The sequence below is a fragment of the Micromonospora sp. WMMD980 genome (assembly GCF_029626035.1).
Lineage (GTDB): Bacteria > Actinomycetota > Actinomycetes > Mycobacteriales > Micromonosporaceae > Micromonospora.
In genome coordinates this window covers 4,189,631-4,211,544 of sequence record NZ_JARUBE010000003.1, presented here as the reverse complement: position 1 = coordinate 4,211,544, position 21,914 = coordinate 4,189,631, and the positions used below count along the sequence as shown (strand labels likewise).

Genomic DNA, 21,914 nt, shown 5'->3' with positions numbered 1-21,914 from the left:
TCCACCAGTTGCTGCAGGTCGGGGCACGCCGTTCACCGAGGGCGACGTCCTCGCCTGTGGCCTTGCCGCACGTAGATGGAGGCGCCGGGTGCGGAGCTGCCTGTCGACCTTGGTTGGTCTGCCACCGCCGCTGCCTTGCCGGTGGCGGTTGGCCTGCTGGTCGTGCTCGTTCGGGATGCCCGTCGGCGCCGATGCGCAACCGCCGGATCCGGCGCTCGGCTATTTCGCCTCAGGTTCCTGCAATAAACGGCCGCCCCTTCTCAGAGCGCGTTTCACATTGCTGTCAGTCGGGTGTGTTGAAGGTGAGGCGTTGTTGGCGGGTGGCGGCTTCGCCTCGGGCAAGGCGGCGGAGCATGCCGCCGAGCGCAGCCCATCTGATCATGGCCTCGGACGTCGCGCGGTGGGTTTCGTAGTCGCGGGCCAGGCGGCGGTGCGCGGTGAGCCAGGCCAGGGTCCGCTCCACGACCCAGCGGCGTGGGTGCACGACGAACCCTCGTTGGTCGGCGGGTTTGCGGACGATCTCGACGGTCGTGCGCAGCAGGTCACGGGCCCAGTCGACGAGACGGCCGGCGAAGCCGGAGTCGGCGAAGACGTGCCGGATGGGGGTGGCCGCGTAGGTGGCGAGCAGGGCGCCTTTGGCGCCGTCGCGGTCCTGCCATGACGCCGCGAGTACCCAGACGGTGACCAGCAAGCCGAGGGTGTCGGTGACGATGAACCGTTTCCGGCCGTTGATCTTCTTCCCGGCGTCGTAGCCGCGGGAGTCCCGTGGCACGGTGTCGGCGCCTCTCACGCTCTGCGAGTCGATGATTCCCGCCGTGGGCTCGGGCTCGCGGCCGTGAGCCACCCGGATCTGCTCGCGTAACTCGGTCAGGATCCGCTCGGTCACACCCCGCCTGTTCAACCGGGCGAAGTGCGCGTACACGGTCTGCCACGGCGGGAAGTCCACCGGCAGGTACCGCCACGCGCAACCGGTGCGCACCACGTACAAGATGGCGTCGATGACCGCCCGCCGTGGATGCTTCTCCGGTCTGCCCATCCACTGCGGGGACGGCAGCATCGGCTCGATGATCTCCCACTCGGCGTCGGTCAGGTCAGACGGGTATCGCCGCACTCGATCCATACCTGTCTACCGAACCGGCTACAACCATCGACCGGACCCACTGTGCGACACACCCGACCCACCCACAAACCAAACGCGCTCTGAAAGAACTTGATCTGATACATGTGAAGTTCCCCCCGGCAGCTGACCGGTGTGAACCGAGAAATTAGGAGGGCCGGCAGTGGCGAGCCCGTTCGGCCGGCGAGAGGTGAAGCTGGTCCTCTGGGTTGCCCTGGGCACCCTTCTGGTCGCCGGGGGGATGCTGCTCACCGTGCGGCTGAACCAGGCGATCGACGAGCGGGTTCGCGTCGGCGCCGAGACGACGGGCCACGTGGTCCACGTCGATCGGTTCAGGATAAGCCGGTCGTTCGCCGCCACGAGGTTGACTGTGGACTACACGTTCGACGGCGTGCGGCACCGGGAGCGGTTCTCCAGCGAACTCGACGAGAGTGAGTTCCGCGTCGGGGAGGTACTCGACGTACGCGTCGACCGGACGGATCCGACCCGGGCTGCCACGCCCGACGGGTACGCGACGGAGGATCTGCTCCTGCAGGCGCCGACCGTCCTGGCAAGCCTCGGCCTAGCCGTAATCGTGATCTCACTCGCGTTGATCAGAACGGGTCCTCGGCGCGATTAGGTGGTCTGGCGGGATCCGACTGCCGCCTCGGCGTTGGTCGGGGCGGCAGGTCCGCGCGGAGTCGCCGACTCATGGTGAGACCGCCTCAAACGGCATCTCTCGTCGTGAGGTGCCGTTCTGCTTGATCTGGCCGCGGCCTGCCCGCGCCCTCGAACGGCCGCGCCGCCGCGTCTCCACTCGGGAAGCGCGGCGGCGCGGCGGCGCGGGTGGGTCAGGGGGTCCAGAGGCCGGCGGCGATCGTCCGGGTCAGGGTGGCCCGGTCGTCGTCACCGTCGAGCGACCAGACCATCGCCCCGCCGAGGCGCTCCTTGCGGATGTAGAGCGTCTTCTGCAGCACGGTGACCGGGTCGTCGTAGGTCCAGAAGGTGGTGCCGTCGAAGAGCCAGGCGTGCCCGGCACGCAGGTCGCGGTGCACCCGGTAGCCCCGCGCGGGCAGGTTCTTGAGCACTTTGTAGTCCTCGTTGCCGGGCGCCCAGGTGCCCGCCGCCGGGCCGGTGGCCGGCTTGAACAGGCCGTTGCCGCCGCCGGTCACGCCGGTCCAGCCCTGGCCGTAGTAGGGGATGCCGAGCACCAGCTTGCCGCGCGGAGCGCCCCGGTCGAGCCATCCGCCAACGGCCCGATCGACGGTGAAGTCCGGGTTGTCCGGAGCGGCGGGCGGCCGGCGCAGCGCGGACTGCTGGTTGGTCACCGGCTCCCAGGTGCCGTGGAAGTCGTAGCCCTGGACGGTGGCGAAGTCCAGGTCCTTGAAGATCTTCCTGGTTTCGAAGCCGGCGTCCATCGCGACCGGGTTGGCCGGGAGGAACGCGGTCAGCTCGTAGTGCTTGCGGGTGACCCGGCCGTAGCCGTCGAGCTGGCGGCGGAACTCGGCGACCAGCGCGGTGAAGTTCTGCTTGTCCTCCGGGCGGACGATGTTGCCGGGCTCACCCGCCGAGCCGGGCCACTCCCAGTCCAGGTCGATGCCGTCGAAGACACCGGCGGCCGAGCCGGCTCCGCCGACCTCGCCGACCACCGGCAGGTCGCCCTTGATGAACCGGTCCACACAGGAGGTGACGAAGGCCCGCCGGGACGCCGGCGTGAGGGCCGCGTCGGAGAAGTACGTCGACCAGCTCCAGCCGCCGAGCGAGAGGAGCACCCGCAGGCCGGGGTGCTTCGCCTTGATCTTGCGCAGTTGGTCGAAGTTGCCGTTCAGCGACTCGCCGGCCGCGTCGGCGACCCCGTCGACGCTCTCCTCGGCCGACACCGGGCGCTGGTAGTCCGCCCAGACGTCGCCCGAGGCGCAGAGCCCGTCGGCGGTGACGTCGCCGAACGCGTAGTTGATGTGGGTCAGCCTCGCGGCGGCCCCGGAGGTGTCGAGCTTCTTGACCGGGAAGGCCCGGCCGTAGATGCCCCACTGGGTGAAATAGCCGACCCGGTGGAAGCCGTCGGGCTGCGACGCCCTGGATGGCGAGGCCTGGGCGGCGGCGACCGGGGTGCCGGCGGCGAGGACGGTCAGAGCGGTGACGAAGGTGGCGAGCCGGCGGGGGAACGTTCCGCGCATGTGCCCTCCCGGGCGGTTGGCGATGCGAAACAGTGAACAAACTTTCCTGATGTTGAAGAAGTTTGGGGTGCTGCTCTTGCCGGGGTCAAGGCCCCGCCGTGAACGCACCGGCGGGGACCACACCTCCTCGCGCGGGTGGTGTCCAATGCGCGACGAACGGATCGGGCCCGCCAGGTCCGGGAATTAGCGTGATTCGGTGGGATCGATGGATGGTGCGGGCGTCCGCGTCCGGCTGCTCGGGCCGGTGGAGGTGGTCGTCGCCGACCGCCCGCAGGCGGTCAACGGCGTACGCCGCAGTGCGGTGCTGGCCACCCTGGCGTTGCGGGCGGGTCGGGTGGTGAGCGTGGACCGGCTCGTCGAGGTGGTGTGGGGCGGGCAGCCACCGGCCACCGCCGCGACCACGCTGCAGCGCCACGTGTCCTACCTGCGCGCGGTGCTCGGCGATCCCGGGTCGATCGTGGCCCGCCGGCCGGGCTACCTGCTCGACACCGGGCCGGGCTCGACGGACGTCCAGGTCGCCGAGCACCTGCTCGACCTGGCCCGGCGCTCGGCGGACCGGACCGAACAGCTGGCCCACCTGACCGCCGCGGTGACCCTGTGGCGTGGCCCGCCGCTGGCCGACGTGGCCGGCGCCGGATGGCTCGAGGAGCAGGCGGAATACCTGGCCCGCCTGCGGTTGGACGCCGAACGGGCGCTCGTCGAGGCCCGGCTGTCCGCCGGCGAGCACGCCCGGCTCGTCCCCGGACTGGAACGGCTGGTCCGGCAGCACCCCTTCGACGAGCACCTGCACGCGCAGCTCATGCTCGCCCTCTACCGGGACGGCCGGCAGGGCGAGGCGGTCGCCACGTACCGCCGGCTGCGCGACTCTCTCCGGGAGAACCTCGGTGTCGACCCGAGCCCGCGGCTGCGGGACCTGGAGTGTGCCGTCCTGCGGCAGGACCCGGCGATAGCCGCGCCCGTGCCGGCACCCACCCCGGTGGCGGCGCAGCTCCCGCCCGCGCTGCCGACGTTCACCGGGCGGGACGCGGAGATCGCCACGCTCGACGCGCTCGCCGGGCGAGGCGGCGCGGTGGTGGTGTCCGGCACCGCAGGCGTCGGCAAGACCGCGCTCGCCGTGCACTGGGCGCACCGTGCGGCGGCGCGCTTCCCCGACGGGCAGCTCTACGCCAACCTGCGTGGCTTCGACCCGGCGGCCACACCGACCGAGCCGGCCAGAGTGCTGCACGGGTTCCTGGAGGCGCTCGGGGTTCCGCCGGCGCGGATACCCACCGAACCGGATCTCATGGTGAGCCTGTACCGAACCTCGGTGGCGGGCAAGCGCCTGCTGGTGGTGCTGGACAACGCACGAGACGCGGACCAGGTCCGACCGCTGCTGCCCGGTTCGCCCGGCTGCCTCGCGGTCGTCACCAGCCGCGACCAACTCGTCCCGCTGGTCGTCACCCAGAGCGCCGAACCGGTGAACCTCGGCCTGCTGAGCCTCGACGAAGCCCGGGACATGCTGGTCCGTCGACTGGGCGCCGGCCAGGTCGACGCCGACCCCGGCGCGGCCGACGACATCGCCGTCCGATGCGCGCGGCTGCCCCTCGCTCTGGCCGTCGTCGCGTCCCGCGCCGCGACCAACCGGCACTTCTCACTGGCCGCGATCGCCGATGAGCTGGGCGACCTGGACGCCTTCCACGGTGGCGACGAGGTCACCGACGTCCGGGCGGTCTTCTCCTGGTCGTGCCGGACACTCAGCCCGCCCGCGATCCGGCTGTTCCGGCTGCTGAGCCTCCATCCTGGCCCGGACGTCTCGGCCCCGGCCGTGGCCAGCCTGGCCGGCGTCGCCCGGGAGGGGAGCGGCCCGCTGCTCGCCGAGCTGACCCGGGCTAACCTCTTCACCGAGCACACCTACGGGCGGTTCGCGTTCCACGACCTGCTGCGCGCGTACGCCGCGGGTCTCGCCGACACCGCCGAACCGGCGGCCGAGCGCCGGACCGCCGTGCACCGGCTGCTGGACCACTACCTGCACGCCGCGTACGCCGCCGACCTGGCCCTGCATCCGCACTTCAGCGACATCAGCCTCGCGCCGCCCCGGGCGGGCGTGACGCCGGAACGCCCCGCCGGCAAGGCGGCCGCCACGGCGTGGCTCACCGCCGAACTTCCCGTCCTGCTCGCCGCGGTGCCGCTCGCGGCGCGGTCCGGGTTCGAGGGACACGCCTGGCGGCTCGCCTGGACCATGGCCGGCTTCCTGCACCGGCAGGGGCACTGGCAGGACTGGCTCGGCAGCCAGCAGATCGCGCTCGCCGCCGCGTCCCGGATCGGGGACCGGGCCGGGCAGGCCCACACGCATCGCAGCCTCGGCCTCGCCTGCTCCCGGCTCCGTCGGTACGACGAGGCCGGCGACCACCTGGGCCAGGCACTGGACCTGTTCACCGACGTCGGCGACGACGCCGGGCGGGCACACACCTGCCTGAACCTCGGTCAACTGGCCGAGCGGCAGGGGCACCACCGGCAGGCGCTGGACCACTCCCGGCGGGCGCTGGCCCTGTTCCGGGCGGCGGGCAACCGGGCCGGGCTGGGCTACACGCTCAACGCGGTCGGCTGGCAGGAGGCGCTGCTCGGCAACTACCACCGGGCCCTCGAATCGTGCGGCGAGGCACTGCGGATCCTGCGGGAGGTGGACGACGTGCAGGGCGAGGCCGACACCTGGGACAGCCTCGGCCACGCCCAACACCAGCTCGGGGACGACCGGCGGGCGATCGCCTGCTACGAGCACGCCCTGGAGCTCTTCACGCAGGTCCACGACCGCTACGCCGAAGCGAGCACGTACGTCAAGCTCGGCGGCAGCCACCGAGCACTCGCGGATCTCGACGCCGCCCGCGCCGCATGGCACCGCGCGCTGAGCATCCTCGACGAACTCGGCGACGCCGACGCCGACTCGATCCGCGCCGACCTGCGACAGCTCGACGCCGCCCCCCGTCGCTGACCGCTTTCCACGTCCTTTCCGGGCCGTTTCCGCGCGGCCCGGCACGCTGCGGACACCAGATTCCTTCCAGGAATGGAGTGTGCGATGAATCGCTTGGCGCGCCGCCTCGCGGTGCTCGGGGTGGTCAGCGGGACGTTGCTGGCCATGTCCTCCGCAGCCGTGGCCGGGACCGACGAGACACCGGACAAGGACACCGACTGTGTGGTCCAGTACACCGACGACCAGGGCACGGTCGTCCGGACCGGCACCGAGCCCGAGGGCCGGGAGCAGGGCCAGTTCCGCTGCGTCGGCGGGAAGTGGACGTTCGCCTGGGCGCCGTTCGACGCGGACGACATGATCACGTCGGACGAGATCTGGATCAGTCCGTCCGGCGCCGTCTCGGTACGCCGCTTCACCGGCCCCGCGCTCGGCGGCGACCTCACGCTGGGCGAGATCGCCGCCATCGAGCAGGCCGTCTCCGGCAGCGGGCGAACGGTGATCGATCGCGCGATCGTGGCGGTCGACGACGGCAAGCAGCGGACCCCGGAGCAGGTCGCGGCGTTGCTGGCCGGCAAGGACGACACCGGGGTGCGGGTGCTGGGCACCGTCGAGAAGCCGGATGCCGCCATGTCGGTGAAGGACATCGTCGACGAGGCCGGCGGCACACCCGAGACGACTGTCGTCTACTTCAGCCTCTGGGGCGCGATCAAGGCGGTGTTCGCGTGGATCGTGGACACGATCAGCGGGATCGACGACTGGATCGACCGGCACTGCCGCTGGTGGCCGTCGACCAGCGGCGTGGGCGCCGTGTTCGAGTGCCGGTGGTAGGCCGTCGCGACCGTACCGAGACAACGAGGAGGACGAAATGACAGCTCCACGGAACATCACCAGGCGCGCCACCGTCGTCGCCGCGGCCCTGATCGTCGCGCTGACTGCCTCGTACTCCCCGTCGCAGGCGGCCGAGGAGGAGGCGCGGACGACGATCACCGACCACCCCGGCGCTCCGGGGACGATGCTTCGACAGTTCGAGGACCTGACCGGCCGGCCCGTCGGCGACCTGGACACGGTGCTGGCCATCGACGCCGGGGGTCGAAGCCTCACCGGCGATCAGCTCGAAGCGCTCGTCGCCGGCGAGAAGGTCGAGGGCGTCGAGGTCGTGGGCACGATGCCGGGCGACCGTGGCATCCTCGACACGACCATGGCCGACCTCGCCGACGGCAGCTACGACGGTGTCGACGGCGGGGGGACCGCGACCACGTCGCTGATCTTCGCCTCGTCGGTGCCCGGCGGTCGGGACTGGTGTCTGACCATGTGCGTCGCCAACGGCAAGTCCATCTGGGAATGCCTCCTGTCGCGCCGGGGAGCCGACCAGATCCTCACCCTCGACCTCACCGGTGACACCACCGTGGGCGGGGTGAAGAGTGCCTTCGAGAAGGCCAACGGCGTCGACGTCACCGGACCGGACGCCGTGGACACCCTGGTCGGCGACCGGGAGCCCTCGGCCGACGAGGTCAGGACGCTCCTCGACGGCGGGGCCGTGGAATCGCTGCGGCGGGTGGCGACCGTGGATGCACCGGATCCCGACTGGGCGTTGGTCGACGTGGCCGAGAAGTCCGGTGTCCCGTACGCGAAGACGCGGGCGCACATCTTCACCTTCAGCCTTCCGGTCATCGGGAAGGTGCTCGCGGTCTGCGTCTCGCACGACGACGGGAAGACCTGGAAGTGCTCGGCCCGCCCGTGGAGCGGGTTCTAGCCGGCGGCCTCCGTCACCCACCGCCGTCCGGACCCGGACGGCGGTGGGTCGCCGCGACCGCGTCAACCGACCGGGCGGCCGGTGACCAGCAGCGCCCCGCACAGCGCGCCGAAGCCGGCCGTGCTCGCCAGCGCCCGGACCACGTTCCAGGCCACCCAGGACGCCTCGAACCGCTGCCGCGCGGCGGCGAAGTCCGCCGTGCCGGCCGCGGCGAGCGCGTCGTTCAGCGGCACGTTGACCGCGGCGGTGACCGCGAACATCACCAGGTAGAGGACCAGCCCGGCGACGATCCACGGCAGCGCCGCCCGGCCCACGCCCCGCCGGGCCAGGAACGCCGACAACGCGGCGAGCACCGGCGTGCCCAGGAAGACCAGCAGGAAGAGGCCGTTGACGATGGTCACGTTGATCCGCTGCATGGCGTCCACGAACGTGCGGTCGTCGGCGCCCCGCAACGCCGGCATCACGGCGTAGGCGAAGGCGGCGAAGAGCCCGGCCATCAACCCGGCCCCGACCGTGGCCGCGAGCAACGACAGGTGCTGTACGAGTCGCATGTGTCCATCCCACCGCCACGCGGTGAGACGGCCCATGGCCAGGACGGGCGATCCTGTGTGTAATCGTCTCCGTGGACGCCGTCGCCGGCCTGCTCGACGGGCCCCGGGCCCGGGGCGCCTTCCTGCTCCGCTCGATCCTGACCCCGCCCTGGTCGATGCTGATCCGGGACGAGGCGCCGCTCACCGTGGTCGCGGTGGTGCGCGGGGATGCCTGGATCGTGCCCGGAGCCGGCACACCGGTGTCGCTCGGCGCCGGTGACGTGGCGATCGTGCGCGGCCCCGACCCGTACACCGTCGCGGACGAGCCGGCCACGCCGCCGCAGGTGGTGATCCACCCGGGCCAGCGCTGCACCACGCCGGACGGGCGCGAGCTGTTCGAGATGACGACCCTCGGCGTACGCACCTGGGGCAACGGCCCGGACGGCCGGACCGTGCTGCTCACCGGCACGTACCCGATCCGGGGCGCGGTCGGGCGGCGGCTGTTGGACGCGTTGCCGACGCTCGCGGTCGTCCCGCACGCGTCCTGGGACTCGCCGTTGGTCCCGTTGCTGGCCGCCGAGATCGTCAAGGACGACCTCGGTCAGGAGGCGGTGCTGGGCGGCGCTGGCCCGGCGCTTCACCGGGCTGGTCGGCGAGCCGCCCATGTCGTATCTCACCGGGTGGCGGCTGGCGCTCGCGGCGGACCTGCTGCGCGAGCCCGGGACCACGGTCGGCGCGGTGGCCCGCCGGGTGGGCTACGGCAGCTCGTTCGCGCTGAGCACCGCCTTCAAACGCCGCTACGGCGTGAGCCCGCGTCAGCACGTCGACGGGCCCGGCAGGGCCGACTGACCGGAGCGCGTGTGAGCTGACCGACAGCCCCGGAGCGGCCCGGTGTGCGAAGGCTCGCCCGGACGTGCCGGCGGCGGTAGCGTCTGCTCGGGCCCGTGCGTTCGGCCCTGGGGTCGGGTGGGGAATGCAGCGTGACGTATCGGACCGGGCTCGCGGTCGGTGACGGTGAGTTGCTTCCGTCCGACGTCCTGCGGCGCACCGGGGCGGAGGTGGCGGTCCTCGTGCTGCTCGACCCGGGCGGCACGCAGCTCGACCTGGTCGACCAGGTCGGCATGGTGCCCGAGCTGGCCGAGACCTGGGCCCGCTTCCCGCTCGCCGCCCCGGTCGGGATCTCCCGGGCCGCCCGCACCGGCGAGGTGATCGAGGCGGACTCGTTCCGGGATCGGTTGATCCGCTTCCCGGCGACCGCGAGCCTGCCGACCGCCGACGTCGAGGGTCTGGTGGCCGCGCCGCTCTGGCATCCCGGCGCCGACGGCACGATCATCGGAGCGATCAGCCTCGGCTTCCGTGGCGTGGTGCCGCCCGGTACGGCGTCGGCGGCGACGACACTCGCCGCGACCGCCGCCCGGCGGGTACGCGCGGCCGGTCTGCGGCACGGCGCGCGCCGGCCGGTCGCCGACGAACCCGGGCCGCCCGGTCCCTCGCCGGTGGCCGCTCTGGGGCGGGCGCCGACGGGCACCGCCATCGACCAGGCGCTGCTGGCGACGGTCCTGCTCCACCTGCCGGTCGGGGTGAGCGTGCTGGACCGGGACTTGCGCTTCGTCACGGTCAACCAGCGGGCCGCCGAGATCAACGGGCGGCCCGCCGCCGACCACGTGGGGCGGCACCTGCGCGAGGTGCTGCCGGACCTGCCCGAGTCGTTCGCCGGGCAGCTCCGGCAGGTGCTCGACACGGGGCGACCGATCGTCAACCTGGACGTCGTCGGCGCCACCCCGGGCCGGCCCGGCCGGCGACGGTGGCGGGGCAGCTACTACCCGGTGCACGGGGCGACGCCGGTCGGGCCGGTCGGCGTCGCGGCCGTCTTCGACGAGGTGGCCGACCGGGCGACGCTCGGCGTCGAGCAGGTCACCGCCGAGCGGGCCACCATGCTCACCGCGCTCGACACGCTCGTCGAGAACGCGCCGATCGGCGTCGCGTTGCTCGACACCGACCTGCGTTACCTCCGGATCAACGCCGTCCTGGCGGAGTGGGACGGCCACCCGGTGGCGGATCATCTCGGCCGCCGGTGAGGTCCGCGACGTGGAGTTCGTCCGGGCGGGGCGGACGTACCTCGGCAGTTTCCTCGCCGTGCCCGGCGGCGGTGGCCGGGCCGGTGCGGTGGCCGTCCTGGTCACCGACGTGACCCGCCGCAGGCGGGAGAAGCTGCGGGCCCGCCGGGTGCAGGAGTTCACCGCCGCGCTCTCCCAGGCGGCCTCCGTGGCCGAGGTGGTCGAGGCGGTCCGGGACGGCGCCGGCGCGGCCGCCGAGGCGGCCCTCGCCGCCGTCGCGCTGATGGACGAGAGCGGCCGGCAGATCCGGTTCGCGCCCACCGGCCAGGAGCCACCGGCACGGTGGAAGGCCGTCGGGCGGGACGCCGTCCATCCGATCGCGGCGACCTTCCGCGACGAGGAACCCCGCTTCTTCCCGGACATCCGACCCCTGGTCGACGACTATCCCGAGGTGGCCGAGGCGGTGCGACGCAGCCCGCACCGGTCGTGGGCGATGGTGCCGCTGCACGGCCGAGGGACCGCCGCCGGGGTGCTCATCTTCGGGTACGCCGACGCGCAGGAGTTCGAGCCGGCGCACCGCACCTTCCTCGTCACCCTGGCCGGGCTGGCCGGTCAGGCGCTCGCCCGGGCGCAGCTCTACGAGCGGGAGCACGCCACCGCCGTCCGCCTGCAACGCAGTCTGCTGCCCTCGCGGCTGCCGCACGTGCCCGGCGCGGAGTTGGCCGCCGTCTACCTGGCCGGTGACTCGGTCGGGGTCGGCGGCGACTTCTACGACGTGTTCCCGGTCGACGGCGCCGCCGGCCGGGAGTGGGTCCTCGTGGTCGGCGACGTGGCCGGCCGGGGCGTGGACGCCGCCTCCGTCACCGGCCTGGCCCGGCACACGCTGCGGATCACCGCGGCCCTGGCCGAGCCGGCCACCGCGCTGCGCCAGTTGCACGCCCGGCTGCGCAACGACCCGGACGTGGACCGGTTCCTCAGCGTGGTGTGCCTGCGGCTGCGGCTGCGCGACGGCGGTGCCGACCTGGAGCTGGCCTCGGGTGGCCACCCGCCGGCGCTGGTCCGGCGGGCCGACGGGCGGGTCGAGGTGATCAACCTGCCCGGTGTGCTGCTGGGGGCCTTCCCCGAGGTGCGGCTGGGGCACCGGTCGGTGGCCCTGGCGGCGGGCGACACCGTGCTGCTCTACACCGACGGGGTGATCGAGGCGCGCGGGCCGGGCGGCCTCTTCGGCGAGGAACGACTCGTGGCACTGCTGCGCGGCGCGCCCGACGGCGAACCGCGGCGGTTGGTCGAGCTGGTGCGCGACGGGGTGGCCGCCTACCAGCTCGGCCCGGTCGCCGACGACATCGCGATCCTCGCGCTGCGCGTCGGCGGCTGAGGAGGGCCAACCGGGCCCCGGGCCACGACGTGCGCGGCCCGGGGCGGCGGAGGTCAGCGGGGTCGCCGGGTCTTCGGCAGGTCGAACTGGTCCGCGCGGCGGCAGTCCTTCGGGCCGCCGACCGCGCCCGGGCCGACCCGGTCGAGGGCCTGGCGGGCCCGGTGCCGGCCCAGGTTCCAGGCGTACCAGGGGTCGGGCTCGGCGAGTTCGTCGGCGATCCAGCTCAACGTGCAGCGACGCACCGGGTCGGGGAGCTTGGTGAGCGCCGGTGTGGCGTCGGCGGAGAGCGCGCGCAGGTACCAGGCGTCGATCTTGCCGGTCTGCTCGTACCGGAGGGTGTTGCGCCGGGCGGCGTAGTCCTCCGGGTTGAGCAGCGCCAGGCCGAGCAGCATCGCCACGGTCAGCGCCACGGTGGTGCCCGGGATCCACCGGCCCCGCCACCGCACGCCCGCGGCCAGGATCATCAGGAAGACCGCGCCGAGCAGCATCTCGAACGCCATCACGAAGATCCGCTCGCCGGTGAAGCTGTAGACCTTCTGATAGGTCCACATCCGGGACAGCGCGGACACCACGATCACCACGCTCAGCGCGCTGAGCAGCCCGAGCAGCACGCGCAGCAGCGTGCGCTCGATCGGCCGCTCGCGGCCGGCCCAGCGGGTCACGCCGCCGAGCACCGCCACGGTCAGCAGCGTGACGAAGAGCAGCTGCCAGAAGCCGCTGCGCGCGTACTCGGCGTAGCTGAGCCCGGCGACCCGCTGCACGTGTCGCTGCCCGCCGAAGAGCGTGGTGAACTGCACCACCACGAAGCCGGCGAAGAGCACGGTCAGCGCCCCGATGGCCGGCGCCCACTCCAGCAGGCTGAGCCGGCGTTCGCTCGTGCAGTCCACGGTGGACAGCTCGGGCGGGGCGGCGAGCGTGTAGACCGCGGCGACCGCGATCAGCCCGCCTACCGCGGCCAGAAACAGGCCCCGGAACACCACGCCGAGGTCGACGTCGGGCACGAGCGCGCCCACCGCCTCGGAGAACGCCGCGTCGGCCGAGGCGAGCAGGCTGCCGAAGACGACAAGCACGGCCAGCGTGGCGGCCACCGAGACGGTGACCTTGCGGACCGCGCCGGCCTCCGGCGAGGCGGCGACGTGCCGGCGGACCCAGGGCAGGCCGCGCAGCGCCGCGAAGGGCGTGGCGAACAGGCCGAACAGGATGGAGCGGACCAGCCGGCCGCCGACGATCGCCAGGGTGGCGCAGCCCAGCGCGCCGAGCACGCAGAACGTCACCAGCCACCAGGCGTTGCGGAACGCCGGCACGGCGAGCAGCGCCAGGGCCGCCGCCGCCCAGCCGGCCCGGATCAGCCGGTCGGCGCGGGGCAGCTCGGCGGTCCGGGTGCGGACCGCCAGCAGCACCCCGAGCGTGAGCGTGAGCCAGCCGAGGAACCAGCCGACGCCGACGCGGCCCAGCGGCACGAAGACCGCGCTGCCGAGCGCCCCGGCCAGCACCGCCAGCGGCACCGCCCGGCCGGTGGCCGGTTTCGGCCCGGGCCACGTCGCGCCGAGGAAGGAGGTGCGGGGCTTCGGCGGTCGGGGGGCCCAGCCCGGCGGTGGCGGGTAGTTGGCCCAGGGCCGGACGTCCTGGTACGCCGGCCCGGTCCCCGGCGGCAGCGTTGCGCCGGACGGCGCCGGGGCGGTTTGACCGGCCACTGGCGGGGCCGCCTGCGGACCGGAGGGCGCCGGGGGGCCATGCGGGTTCGGCGGCGCCGGGGTGGCTTGTGGACCGGGCGGTGCCGGGGTGGACTGCACGGGCCCGGCCGCGCTGCCCGGTGCGGGGGCCCCGGCGGAGCGCTGGTCCGGCCGGGACTCGACGGCCGGCGCGGACGGCTGCGCCGGCACGCCGGCCGGGACCGGTGGGACCAGCGGCACGAACAGCGCGTAGCCCAGCGTGCCGGGCGGCACGCTGACCGGGATGGCCCAGGCCGGCTCACCCGCCGCGCCGGGCCACGCCACCGGCGGCGGCGCGCCCTCCGTCGTGGGCAGCACCAGCAGGTACGGCCGGGCGCCGGGCGGGATCTCACCGGGCGGGGACCCGTCCGCCGGGGGGATGCGGGGGGGCTCGGAAGGCTGTGCCGGCTCGGGCAAGGCGCGCTCCTTGATCACAGGGTGCCGTCACTGTAGGGCCCACTCCGGTCGCCCCGCCGCCCCGGTCTTCCGTTCGGCCGACCGAGCCTGACCGGTCGTGGCACCGGCGGCATCGAACCTTTGCCGCCTTCGGCACGTACCAGTGCGCGGGAGGTCGATCACATGAGCACACGCCGCGCGTTCGCCGCGTTCGCCGCCGTCGCCGTCGCCGCGATGCTGCTGCTCACCGCCGCACCGGCGGGTGCCCACGGGGCGCCGACCAGCCCGATGAGCCGGGCAGCGGCGTGCGGACCGGAAGGCGGCCGGGCCGCGACGCCCGCCTGTCGGGCGGCGATCGCCGCCGGCGCGGCGGTCCGCGAGTGGGACACCATCCGGGTGGCCCGGATCGACGGGCGCGACCGGGAGCGCATCCCGGACGGCGAGCTGTGCAGCGGCGGGCTCTCCGCCTACCGGGGGCTGGACCTGCCCCGGGCCGACTGGCCGGCCACCACGCTCACCGCCGGTGCCCGGCACACCTTCCGCTACCGCACCACGATCCCGCACCGGGGCACGTTCCGGTTCTACGTCACCACCGACTCGTACGCCCCGCCGCAGCGGCTGACCTGGGCCGACGTGGAGACCAAGCCGTTCCTCGCGGTCACCGACCCGCCGATCCGCGACGGCGCGTACGAGATGCCGGGGCGGTTGCCGACCGGGCGCACGGGCCGGCACGTCATCTACGTCATCTGGCAGAACTCCAACACCCAGGACACCTACTACTCCTGCGCCGACGTGGTCTTCCGGGCCGCCCAGGGCGGTTCGGGGACGCGGGTCACCCGGTCGGGCACACCGGCGGCGAGCGCGGCGGCCCCGCGTACCCGCTCGGAGTCGGCGACCGGCGGCGAGCCGGCGGGGGTGCCGGTGGCGGCGGTGACCGAGACCGGCCCGCTCTCCCGGCCGATGCTCGTCGGCGCGGCGGTCGTCGGGCTCACGGTGCTGTTCGCGGCCGTGGTCGGGTTGCGCCTGCGGCGCGCTGGCGGTCCGCCCCCCGGACGGCCCTGCGGGGTCCGCAACCACCGTGCCGGACGGCGCCGGATCTGGTGAGGCCGGCTGCCCGGTCGACGCGGTCGACCGGCGGGGCCGTCACCGCGCTCCGGCGAGAATCTGGTCGATCTCGGCCAGGTCCTCGCCGGCCAGGTCCAGACCGTCCAGCGCGGCGACGTTTCCCGCCAACTGGGCGACGCTGCTCGCGCCGATGATCAGGCTGGTCATCCGCGGGTTCCGCAGTGCCCACACCAGGGCGAGCTGCGCCAGCGTCTGCCCCCGCCGGCGGGCCACCTCGGCGAGCGCGCGGATGGTCGCCATGGTCGCCTCGTCCAGGTCGCTCTCGTTGAGGAAGGCGCTGGTGCGCACGCGCGAGTCGGCCGGGATGCCACCCAGGTAGCGGTCGGTGAGCAGACCCTGGGCCAGCGGGCTGAAGGCGATGCAGCCGGCGCCGACCCGCGCCAGCGTGTCCCGCAGCCCGTCGGCCTCGGTCCAGCGGTTGAGCATCGAGTACGACGGCTGGTTGATCAGCAGCGGCGTGCCCAGGTCGCGGAGGATTTCGGCGGCCCGCAGCGTCTGCTCCGAGTCGTAGTTCGAGATGCCGACGTAGAGCGCCCGCCCCGAGCGGACGATGGTGTCCAGCGCGCCCATCGTCTCCTCGAGCGGCGGGTCCGGGTCGAACCGGTGCGAGTAGAAGATGTCGACGTGGTCCAGACCCAGCCGGCGCTGCGACTGGTCCAGCGACGAGATGAGGTACTTCCGGGAGCCCCACTCGCCGTACGGGCCGGGCCACATCAGGTAGCCGGCCTTGCTGGACACCACCAGCTCGTCCCGGTGGGCCTTGAGGTCGGTGGCGAGTAGCCGGCCGAACGCCTCCTCCGCCGCGCCCGGCGGCAAGCCGTAGTGAACCTAGTTTCGGCCTCGCCGACGGTTCGGCCCCGGGGTGTCCTACCACCGCCGGGGCCGCAGATCGGGACGGAGCCCCCGACCAGTGACCACATGGTGCCTGTGCGCCGCCGCTGACCGTTCCGCCGCGCTGAACAGCGCCGCCGCCCTGCTGACAGCCGCCGGCTGTGCCGTGACCACCGCGACCCCGTCCGCCGGGCTGGACGCTACGGGCTGCTCGACGCGATGGCCGCCGATCGTGCGGCGGTGTACGCCGCTGAGCTGGTCGTCACAGTTGGCGACTGCTCGGCGCTGGCCGAACCGGTCGCCGCCGCGTATGCCGGTGTGCCGGTGGTGGCCCTGGCCGAGGTGTTCGCCGGGGCGGCTGCCTGATGAGCATCGAAGCTGTGTCGTGGGCGCTCAGTGACGCCCCGACGTGCCGCCGCAGTGCCTCGCGGTGCTGATCGCCTCGCTAACCACGCGCACGCCAACGGCCGCGCGGCGTTCCCGTCTCAGGAGCGTCTTGCGCAATACGCCCGCAAGTCGGTCCGGTCGGTCCGGTCGGCCCGGCGTGACCTGGACGAGCTGCTACGGCTCGGCCTGATCCGGCGCGGCGACCAGCGGCACACGGCGGACCGCCGGCCCGTTGTCTATGACCTGGCGACGGAGCGCCGTCGGCCGCTTCCCGGCGCGCTCGACCCGTTCGCGGAGCCGCAGTCGGGCCGCCCGACCGAGACGCCGGAGCCTGTGGATAACCGACCGTACGGCCGCGTCCTCCCGCTACAGCACCGGGCGGGGGCGGACGTAGGCGACCGAGCGACCGGACGTACACGACCGAGCGGCCGGACGCCCCCGTCCTACGAACCGTCCTTGCCCATCAATAACCAAGAGGGCAAGCGCTCGCATCGCGGCGCAGCCCTTCCCCCAACCCCACCGCCGCGCACTGTGCGCGGCACCGGGGATCCCCTGCCGGCAACTGCGGCCCCTGCCGCTCCGAAGCGCTGGCCGGTGACCTGTGAACGCCCGCCGCGTCGCCTCGCTGGCCGGGACGGTGGCCGTAACCGTCATCGCCGCCGTCGGCAGCTACGACCACATGCGGGAGCTTGCCCGCCGGCACCTGGCCGCGATCCGCCCGGCCATGGCCGCCGCCCCGGCCACCGCTTGACCGCCCGCCGGGGTCGGCCGGAACGTCACCGGTCGGCCCCGGCTATCCGCGGTTCCTCCGCTTAGCCAGCAGCCAGAGCACGCCGCCAATGAGCGCGGCGGACGAGACGAGACAGCAAAGCGTGGCAACATGCCACGGCCTGAGAGAACCCATGCTGGGTACCGTACCGATACGCCCGACACCCCGGAGTTCCGCCCATGCCCTACCAAGAGCAACCCGTGGCCGCCGCCCGGCCCGATCCCCGCGCCGGATGCCGGACGGGTCAATCCTGGTCCGCCGGATGACCCTGACGCCGGACGGCCCGGTGCCCGCCGGCTATGAAGTGCTGCGGCCCGATGATGCCGGCTTCGCCGCCTGGCGGTCGCTGCTCAACCGTTGACCCACGCGAGAGCCCCGAGCGAATCGCCGGGGCTCCTGCCGTACGTGAGTCAGCCGAGCGGGCCGATCTCCTTCGCCATGCTGACGAGGCTCGCCCACACGGACGGCGGGAAGGCGAGCGTTCCGCCCTCGCGGTCCTTGGTGTCACGAACCAGGACGACACCGGAAAGGTTGTCGGCGACCTCCACGCACGCACCGCCGTTGTTGCCGCTCTTCGTGCTCTTGCACCACTGCGCGCCGGTCACGTCCATGCTTCGGCCGCTTTCCTGATGAGTTCTAGTGACAGCGCTCGCGGAAGCGCGTCTCCAGTGATACGGGACCACCGCCGGTCAAGGGTAGCAATTTCCGCCTTCGCGTCGATGATTTGCGCGCTGGCCTGGCCGTCTACGTGCGCCATCCGCGAACCGTCGGGCAGGTCAGCCAGGATGAACGCCCCACCCAGGCCCGCGTACATGCCGACGGACGACGGCACGATGAGAATCTGCACCGATGGCAGCTCGGCGCACTCGGCGAGGTAGTCGCACTGGGCCCGCATCATGGCCCGGTCCCCGCCGGCCGTCCGGTGAAGGACCCCCTGGTCCATAACGGCGGTCAGCAGGGGCGAGCGTTCGCGGCGTAGGACGGACTGGCGGCCGATGCGCGCGGAGACCAGCCGGTCGACCTCCCTCGCCGGTCAGCGTTTCGCCCGCGAGGGTGGCCCGCGCGTGTGCCTCGGTCTGAAGGAGGCCGGGTACCCATGCCAGCTCGAACCACCGCAGGGTGAGCGCGTCGCGTTCGTGCTCGGTCCATGGCCGGAACCACACCGACTCGCGTCGCTTCTGGACATCCGGCCAGAGGTCGGGAACCTCCCGCCCCAAAGCCTGAGCGACCTTCGCGCGGTGCCGACTCTGCGGGATGTGTCCTGGGTTTGCCCAGCGGGCGACCGTCTTCGGGTCTACGGCGAGCTGAGCTGCGAGGCTTTCGGGTATCTGCCCTGTCTCGGTCGTCGCTGCGACGAACGAGTGATTCATTGCGGGCTCAATTCCGTCCCAAACCAGATGCCCGAAAGACATTGTCTTACGGAGTGTGTTTGGACGGCAACCCTCCGGCAGGTGCTCTGTAGACGGCGCGGCCGGTGGAGGTGAGTAGCCCGGCGATCGTGTACGTATCGGGGCCGCTCCGAGGGTCAGCGGAGCGGCCCCACATAAGGCCACCGCGAAGGAGACACCACCATGCGACTCCGGTTGTGGCGCTGTGACCCCGATTCGCCGAAGCCCGGCCCGCGCCCGGTACCGCAGCGCCCGGCGTGGGCTACCGCTCCGACTGAGGTCTTCCCGACCATGACTGTCCCGAGCCATGGCTACCCGACGGCCACCGAGCCGGCCGACGATCTTCCCGTGATGGCCCCGGGCCGGGTCGGCAACCTGACGCCGGCCCAGACGTTCCGCGCGAACGGGGGCCGGTGGTGATCTCGTCGATGCTGCCGTTCCCGTCCGCCGGCCGCACGCCGAACCGGCCCCCGCTATCGGACGGAGACGACCTTGCCGCACACGCCTTAGGCCCTACCAGCACGCAACGCGAATAAGGAATCCCCCATCCGCAGCGAGAGCACAGAAGGGCTTTCTATGCACCCCTGCAGCACACCCCGCACCTTCGCGCGACTGATGCGGGCCGCCGTCACCGGGATGGCCGTCTGCATCGCGGCACTGGCGCTGATGACCGGATCGGCCGGGGCCGCCGTCAAGCCGTCGTCGTTCTCCACCTGGCCGCCGCCCGCCGCTGGCAACGTGCGCGGCACGATCTACCAGGGCACCCCCATCTGCGCCGTCCAGAGCGGCGTGAAGATCTGCGACGCCACGGTCTACACGACCGGCCTGTCGAGCGGGTGGGCGACCAGCAACCGGGCGTACCGGAAGCTCAACCTGGAGTGGAAGATCCGCGACAACGGCGGATCGATCGTCAAGACCGGCAGCAACTCCGGCACGGGCGCAACCGGTCCGATCACCAGTTGCGACCGGACCGGCCCGAGCTACGGCGTGCGGTGGCCCGCCACCAGCACCGTGAAGTACTGCGTGGACACGATCGGCTTCGCCTACTACTATGTCTCGTCCAACGGGAACACGGCCAAGGTGACCGCCAGCCACTACGCCTGCGTGACCCTGTCCGCCTCGGGCGGGGGCGGAGGACTTCGCCAGCGGTAACCCCCGCTAGCGCGCAGCGAGGCTCGGTCACGTCAGCGGCCGGGCCTCGTCGGGGTGCACGATCTCCCCCAGCGCCAGCCGCAAGCGGGGGCCCAAGCGCTCTAGCCCCTGAATCAACCGGGCAGAGTCCGATTCCGCCGACGGCAGCTCGTCGAAGCCGTCAAAGGAGTTGGCGAGGTGGCGGACGGACCCGTCCCCCAGAAGCTTCAGCATCACCTCACCTTGAAGTCGCACCACCAGTTGAAGCAGCGTAAGCAGCTCTTCCCGGGTTAGCTCGCTCATACCGCCAGCATGGCACCCAGCCTCGCGCCACGTTGACACCGACCCGCGCCACCTGAGCCGCCCGCCCTGGGGCCGTCTCCTTCCCCCGTGAGGGACGACCTGGGGCGGGCCTGTTTACACGCGCCGGGTGAGCGGGTGCCGCCGCTGAACGACGCCGGGGGCAGCGCCGGGGCAGAGGCGTGGCAAAAGCGAGTGATGGTTTTCCGTGGAACTGACGAAGTTCCGTCATCCCCGGTTAGTTCTTAGTTCTCTCTCCCTCGCTAGGTATACTCACCAGAACTGACGAAACTTGCGGCATTCCACGGAAACGTGCATCGAGTCGTAACGGTCGTCGCTGGCGAGGTAGGCCACCCGATCATTCTGCCGCGCCCGGCGAACAGGCGTGCGGTGCCACCGGCGCGGGTAGCGTCGTCGACATGCGTTTCGTGCGGCTCGACACCCCCAAGCCCATCTCCAAGATCGGCCTCGGCACGTGGCAGTTCGGTTCCCGGGAGTGGGGCTACGGCCCCGACTACGAGCGCCGGGCGGCCGAGATCGTGCGGCGGGCGCTCGACCTCGGGGTCACCCTCTTCGACACCGCCGAGCTGTACGGCTTCGGCCGCAGCGAACGGATCCTCGGCGCGGCGCTCGGTGACGACCGGGGCAAGGTGGTGGTGGCCAGCAAGATCTTCCCGCTGCTCCCGGTCGCCCCGGTGGTGCAGCAGCGGGCGGTCGCCTCCGCGGCCCGGCTCGGCGTCGACGGCATCGACCTCTACCAGGTGCACCAGGCGAACCCGGTGGTCGCCGACACCACCACCATGCGCGGCATGCGCTCGTTGCAGGACGTCGGGCTGGTCGGCGAGGTCGGGGTCAGCAACTACGACCTGCGCCGGTGGCGGTTCGCCGAGGCCGCGCTGGGCCGCCGGGTGCTGAGCAACCAGGTCCGCTACAGCATGATCGACCGCGGCCCCGAAGGCGATCTGATCCCGTACGCGGAACAGGCCGGCCGGATCGTCATCGCCTACAGCCCGTTGGCGCAGGGGTTCCTCTCCGGCCGCTACGACGCCACCAACCCGCCGGCCGGGGCGGTGCGCCGGGCCAACCCGTACTTCCTGCCGGAGAACCTGGCACGCGGCACCGAGCTGGTCGCCACCCTGCGCGAGGTGGCCGACGCGCACGACGCCACGCCCAGCCAGATCGCGCTCGCCTACGTGCTGCGGCACCCGAACGTGGTGGCGATCCCCGGCGCGTCCGGGGTGGAGCAGATGGAACGCAACGCCGCCGCCGCCGACATCGACCTCACCGACGACGAGTACGCCGCGCTGGTCGCCGCCGCGCACGCGTTCCGGCCGGTCACCGGCCTGGCCGCGGTGCCCCGGATGATCCGCGCCCGACTGGGAAAGAAGTGACCGCATGGACGACATCACCGCACTGATCCTCGACGACCACGCCGCCTTCCGGCGCGGCTTCGCCCGACTCGACGACGCGCGCGACCCGGCCGAGATGCTGGCGGTCTGGGAGGCGCTCGCCCTGCACCTGGACATCCACGCCGAGGCGGAGGAGGCGATCCTCTATCCGCACCTGGTGAAGCACGGCGACGACGGCGAGGACGAGACCGCCGACGCGATCGGCGACCACAACAAGATCCGCGACGCGATCGCCGAGGCCAAGCTGCACGAGGTCGGCTCGGACGCCTGGTGGGCGGCCGTGGGTGAGGCGCGCAAGGAGAACAGTGAGCACCTGGCCGAGGAGGAGGACGAGGCGCTGCCCGACTTCCGCCGGCACGCGAGCGTGGAGTTGCGGGCCGAGCTGGGGGCGCGCTGGCTGACGTTCTACGGCGAGCACAAGAACGGCCGGGACCTGCCGTTCCGCGACAAGGACCCGCAGGGTTACGTGCGCGAGCACCGCTGATCGGCCGATCTCCCCGGCGCGGGGGAGTCGCGCGGCCGGTGGCGGCG

20 protein-coding genes and 3 pseudogenes are annotated in these 21,914 nt (G+C 72.8%); 15 read left to right on the top strand and 8 right to left on the bottom strand.

What is annotated here, in order from left to right; translation table 11 throughout:
* Positions 1 to 283 precede the first annotated feature (283 nt).
* Positions 284 to 1,111, bottom strand: a complete 828-nt coding sequence (locus O7618_RS19705; protein WP_278107580.1) for an IS5 family transposase — start codon at positions 1,109 to 1,111, stop codon at positions 284 to 286.
* A 169-nt stretch (positions 1,112 to 1,280) separates the two neighbouring features.
* Between O7618_RS19705 and O7618_RS19700 the strand changes: the two genes are divergently transcribed.
* Positions 1,281 to 1,736 carry a DUF3592 domain-containing protein gene (locus O7618_RS19700; RefSeq protein WP_278107579.1) on the top strand — a complete coding sequence of 152 codons (456 nt, stop codon included), beginning with the start codon at positions 1,281 to 1,283 and terminating at the stop codon, positions 1,734 to 1,736.
* 211 nt (positions 1,737 to 1,947) lie between these two features.
* Here the strand turns inward: O7618_RS19700 and O7618_RS19695 are convergent, their stop codons facing one another.
* Positions 1,948 to 3,273, bottom strand: coding sequence for a glycoside hydrolase family 18 protein (locus O7618_RS19695; RefSeq protein ID WP_278107578.1), 1,326 nt, complete (start codon positions 3,271 to 3,273; stop codon positions 1,948 to 1,950).
* Positions 3,274 to 3,478: 205 nt separating this feature from the next.
* Here O7618_RS19695 and O7618_RS19690 point away from each other — a divergent pair, with 205 nt between their 5' ends.
* From O7618_RS19690 to O7618_RS19680, 3 genes are all read left to right on the top strand, one after another.
* Positions 3,479 to 6,241 (top strand): BTAD domain-containing putative transcriptional regulator, encoded by a 2,763-nt coding sequence (locus O7618_RS19690; protein WP_278110076.1) that lies wholly within the window; start codon positions 3,479 to 3,481, stop codon positions 6,239 to 6,241.
* Between the two features lie 84 nt (positions 6,242 to 6,325).
* Positions 6,326 to 7,048: a hypothetical protein gene (locus O7618_RS19685; protein ID WP_278107577.1), complete on the top strand. Its 723-nt coding sequence runs from the start codon at positions 6,326 to 6,328 to the stop codon at positions 7,046 to 7,048.
* A 37-nt stretch (positions 7,049 to 7,085) separates the two neighbouring features.
* A complete protein-coding gene (locus O7618_RS19680; protein WP_278107576.1) occupies positions 7,086 to 7,973 on the top strand; it encodes a hypothetical protein in 888 nt (295 codons plus the stop codon).
* 62 nt (positions 7,974 to 8,035) lie between these two features.
* On the opposite strand, the gene O7618_RS19675 is transcribed toward O7618_RS19680, so the two are convergent.
* Complete coding sequence (locus O7618_RS19675; protein WP_278107575.1) at positions 8,036 to 8,524, bottom strand: anthrone oxygenase family protein; 489 nt, start codon at positions 8,522 to 8,524, stop codon at positions 8,036 to 8,038.
* A 71-nt stretch (positions 8,525 to 8,595) separates the two neighbouring features.
* Here O7618_RS19675 and O7618_RS19670 point away from each other — a divergent pair.
* From O7618_RS19670 to O7618_RS19660, 3 genes and pseudogenes are all read left to right on the top strand, one after another.
* Positions 8,596 to 9,352: pseudogene (locus O7618_RS19670) on the top strand (AraC family transcriptional regulator).
* 131 nt (positions 9,353 to 9,483) lie between these two features.
* Positions 9,484 to 10,581, top strand: coding sequence for a PAS domain-containing protein (locus O7618_RS19665; RefSeq protein ID WP_278107574.1), 1,098 nt, complete (start codon positions 9,484 to 9,486; stop codon positions 10,579 to 10,581).
* A 10-nt stretch (positions 10,582 to 10,591) separates the two neighbouring features.
* Positions 10,592 to 11,935 (top strand): SpoIIE family protein phosphatase, encoded by a 1,344-nt coding sequence (locus tag O7618_RS19660; RefSeq protein WP_278107573.1) that lies wholly within the window; start codon positions 10,592 to 10,594, stop codon positions 11,933 to 11,935.
* Between the two features lie 53 nt (positions 11,936 to 11,988).
* Here the strand turns inward: O7618_RS19660 and O7618_RS19655 are convergent, their stop codons facing one another.
* The gene (locus O7618_RS19655) at positions 11,989 to 14,064 is read right to left on the bottom strand and encodes a DUF4153 domain-containing protein (RefSeq protein WP_278107572.1); all 2,076 of its coding nucleotides are present in this window, start codon (positions 14,062 to 14,064) and stop codon (positions 11,989 to 11,991) included.
* Between the two features lie 162 nt (positions 14,065 to 14,226).
* Here O7618_RS19655 and O7618_RS19650 point away from each other — a divergent pair, with 162 nt between their 5' ends.
* Positions 14,227 to 15,147: a lytic polysaccharide monooxygenase gene (locus O7618_RS19650; RefSeq protein WP_278107571.1), complete on the top strand. Its 921-nt coding sequence runs from the start codon at positions 14,227 to 14,229 to the stop codon at positions 15,145 to 15,147.
* Positions 15,148 to 15,186: 39 nt separating this feature from the next.
* Here the strand turns inward: O7618_RS19650 and O7618_RS19645 are convergent.
* Positions 15,187 to 15,993 (bottom strand): annotated as a pseudogene (locus O7618_RS19645) (aldo/keto reductase); the annotation flags it as partial.
* A 225-nt stretch (positions 15,994 to 16,218) separates the two neighbouring features.
* On the opposite strand from O7618_RS19645, the gene O7618_RS19640 reads away from it, so the two are divergent.
* The 3 genes from O7618_RS19640 (at position 16,219) to O7618_RS19630 (ending at position 17,516) form a co-directional block, all read left to right on the top strand.
* Entirely contained in the window at positions 16,219 to 16,365 is a 147-nt protein-coding gene (locus O7618_RS19640; protein WP_278107570.1) for a hypothetical protein, read from the top strand.
* A 622-nt stretch (positions 16,366 to 16,987) separates the two neighbouring features.
* Positions 16,988 to 17,137 carry a hypothetical protein gene (locus O7618_RS19635; RefSeq protein ID WP_278107569.1) on the top strand — a complete coding sequence of 50 codons (150 nt, stop codon included), beginning with the start codon at positions 16,988 to 16,990 and terminating at the stop codon, positions 17,135 to 17,137.
* Between the two features lie 250 nt (positions 17,138 to 17,387).
* A complete protein-coding gene (locus O7618_RS19630; RefSeq protein WP_278107568.1) occupies positions 17,388 to 17,516 on the top strand; it encodes a hypothetical protein in 129 nt (42 codons plus the stop codon).
* Between the two features lie 49 nt (positions 17,517 to 17,565).
* Here the strand turns inward: O7618_RS19630 and O7618_RS19625 are convergent, their stop codons facing one another.
* Both O7618_RS19625 and O7618_RS19620 read right to left on the bottom strand, forming a co-directional pair.
* On the bottom strand, positions 17,566 to 17,760 hold the full coding sequence (locus O7618_RS19625; RefSeq protein WP_278110075.1) for a DUF397 domain-containing protein: 195 nt from the start codon (positions 17,758 to 17,760) through the stop codon (positions 17,566 to 17,568).
* A pseudogene (locus O7618_RS19620) lies at positions 17,757 to 18,525 on the bottom strand (Scr1 family TA system antitoxin-like transcriptional regulator). The gene O7618_RS19625 and the pseudogene O7618_RS19620 overlap by 4 nt, the downstream one beginning before the upstream one ends.
* A gap of 309 nt (positions 18,526 to 18,834) precedes the next feature.
* Between O7618_RS19620 and O7618_RS19615 the strand changes: the two are divergent.
* The gene (locus tag O7618_RS19615; RefSeq protein ID WP_278107567.1) at positions 18,835 to 18,963 is read left to right on the top strand and encodes a hypothetical protein; all 129 of its coding nucleotides are present in this window, start codon (positions 18,835 to 18,837) and stop codon (positions 18,961 to 18,963) included.
* Positions 18,964 to 19,119: 156 nt separating this feature from the next.
* On the top strand, positions 19,120 to 19,695 hold the full coding sequence (locus O7618_RS19610; protein WP_278107566.1) for a hypothetical protein: 576 nt from the start codon (positions 19,120 to 19,122) through the stop codon (positions 19,693 to 19,695).
* Positions 19,696 to 19,722: 27 nt separating this feature from the next.
* Here the strand turns inward: O7618_RS19610 and O7618_RS19605 are convergent, their stop codons facing one another.
* Positions 19,723 to 19,977, bottom strand: a complete 255-nt coding sequence (locus tag O7618_RS19605; RefSeq protein ID WP_278107565.1) for a hypothetical protein — start codon at positions 19,975 to 19,977, stop codon at positions 19,723 to 19,725.
* Positions 19,978 to 20,393: 416 nt separating this feature from the next.
* Between O7618_RS19605 and O7618_RS19600 the strand changes: the two genes are divergently transcribed.
* Both O7618_RS19600 and O7618_RS19595 read left to right on the top strand, forming a co-directional pair.
* A complete protein-coding gene (locus O7618_RS19600) occupies positions 20,394 to 21,365 on the top strand; it encodes an aldo/keto reductase (protein WP_278107564.1) in 972 nt (323 codons plus the stop codon).
* A 4-nt stretch (positions 21,366 to 21,369) separates the two neighbouring features.
* Positions 21,370 to 21,867, top strand: coding sequence for a hemerythrin domain-containing protein (locus O7618_RS19595; protein ID WP_278107563.1), 498 nt, complete (start codon positions 21,370 to 21,372; stop codon positions 21,865 to 21,867).
* Positions 21,868 to 21,914 lie beyond the last annotated feature (47 nt).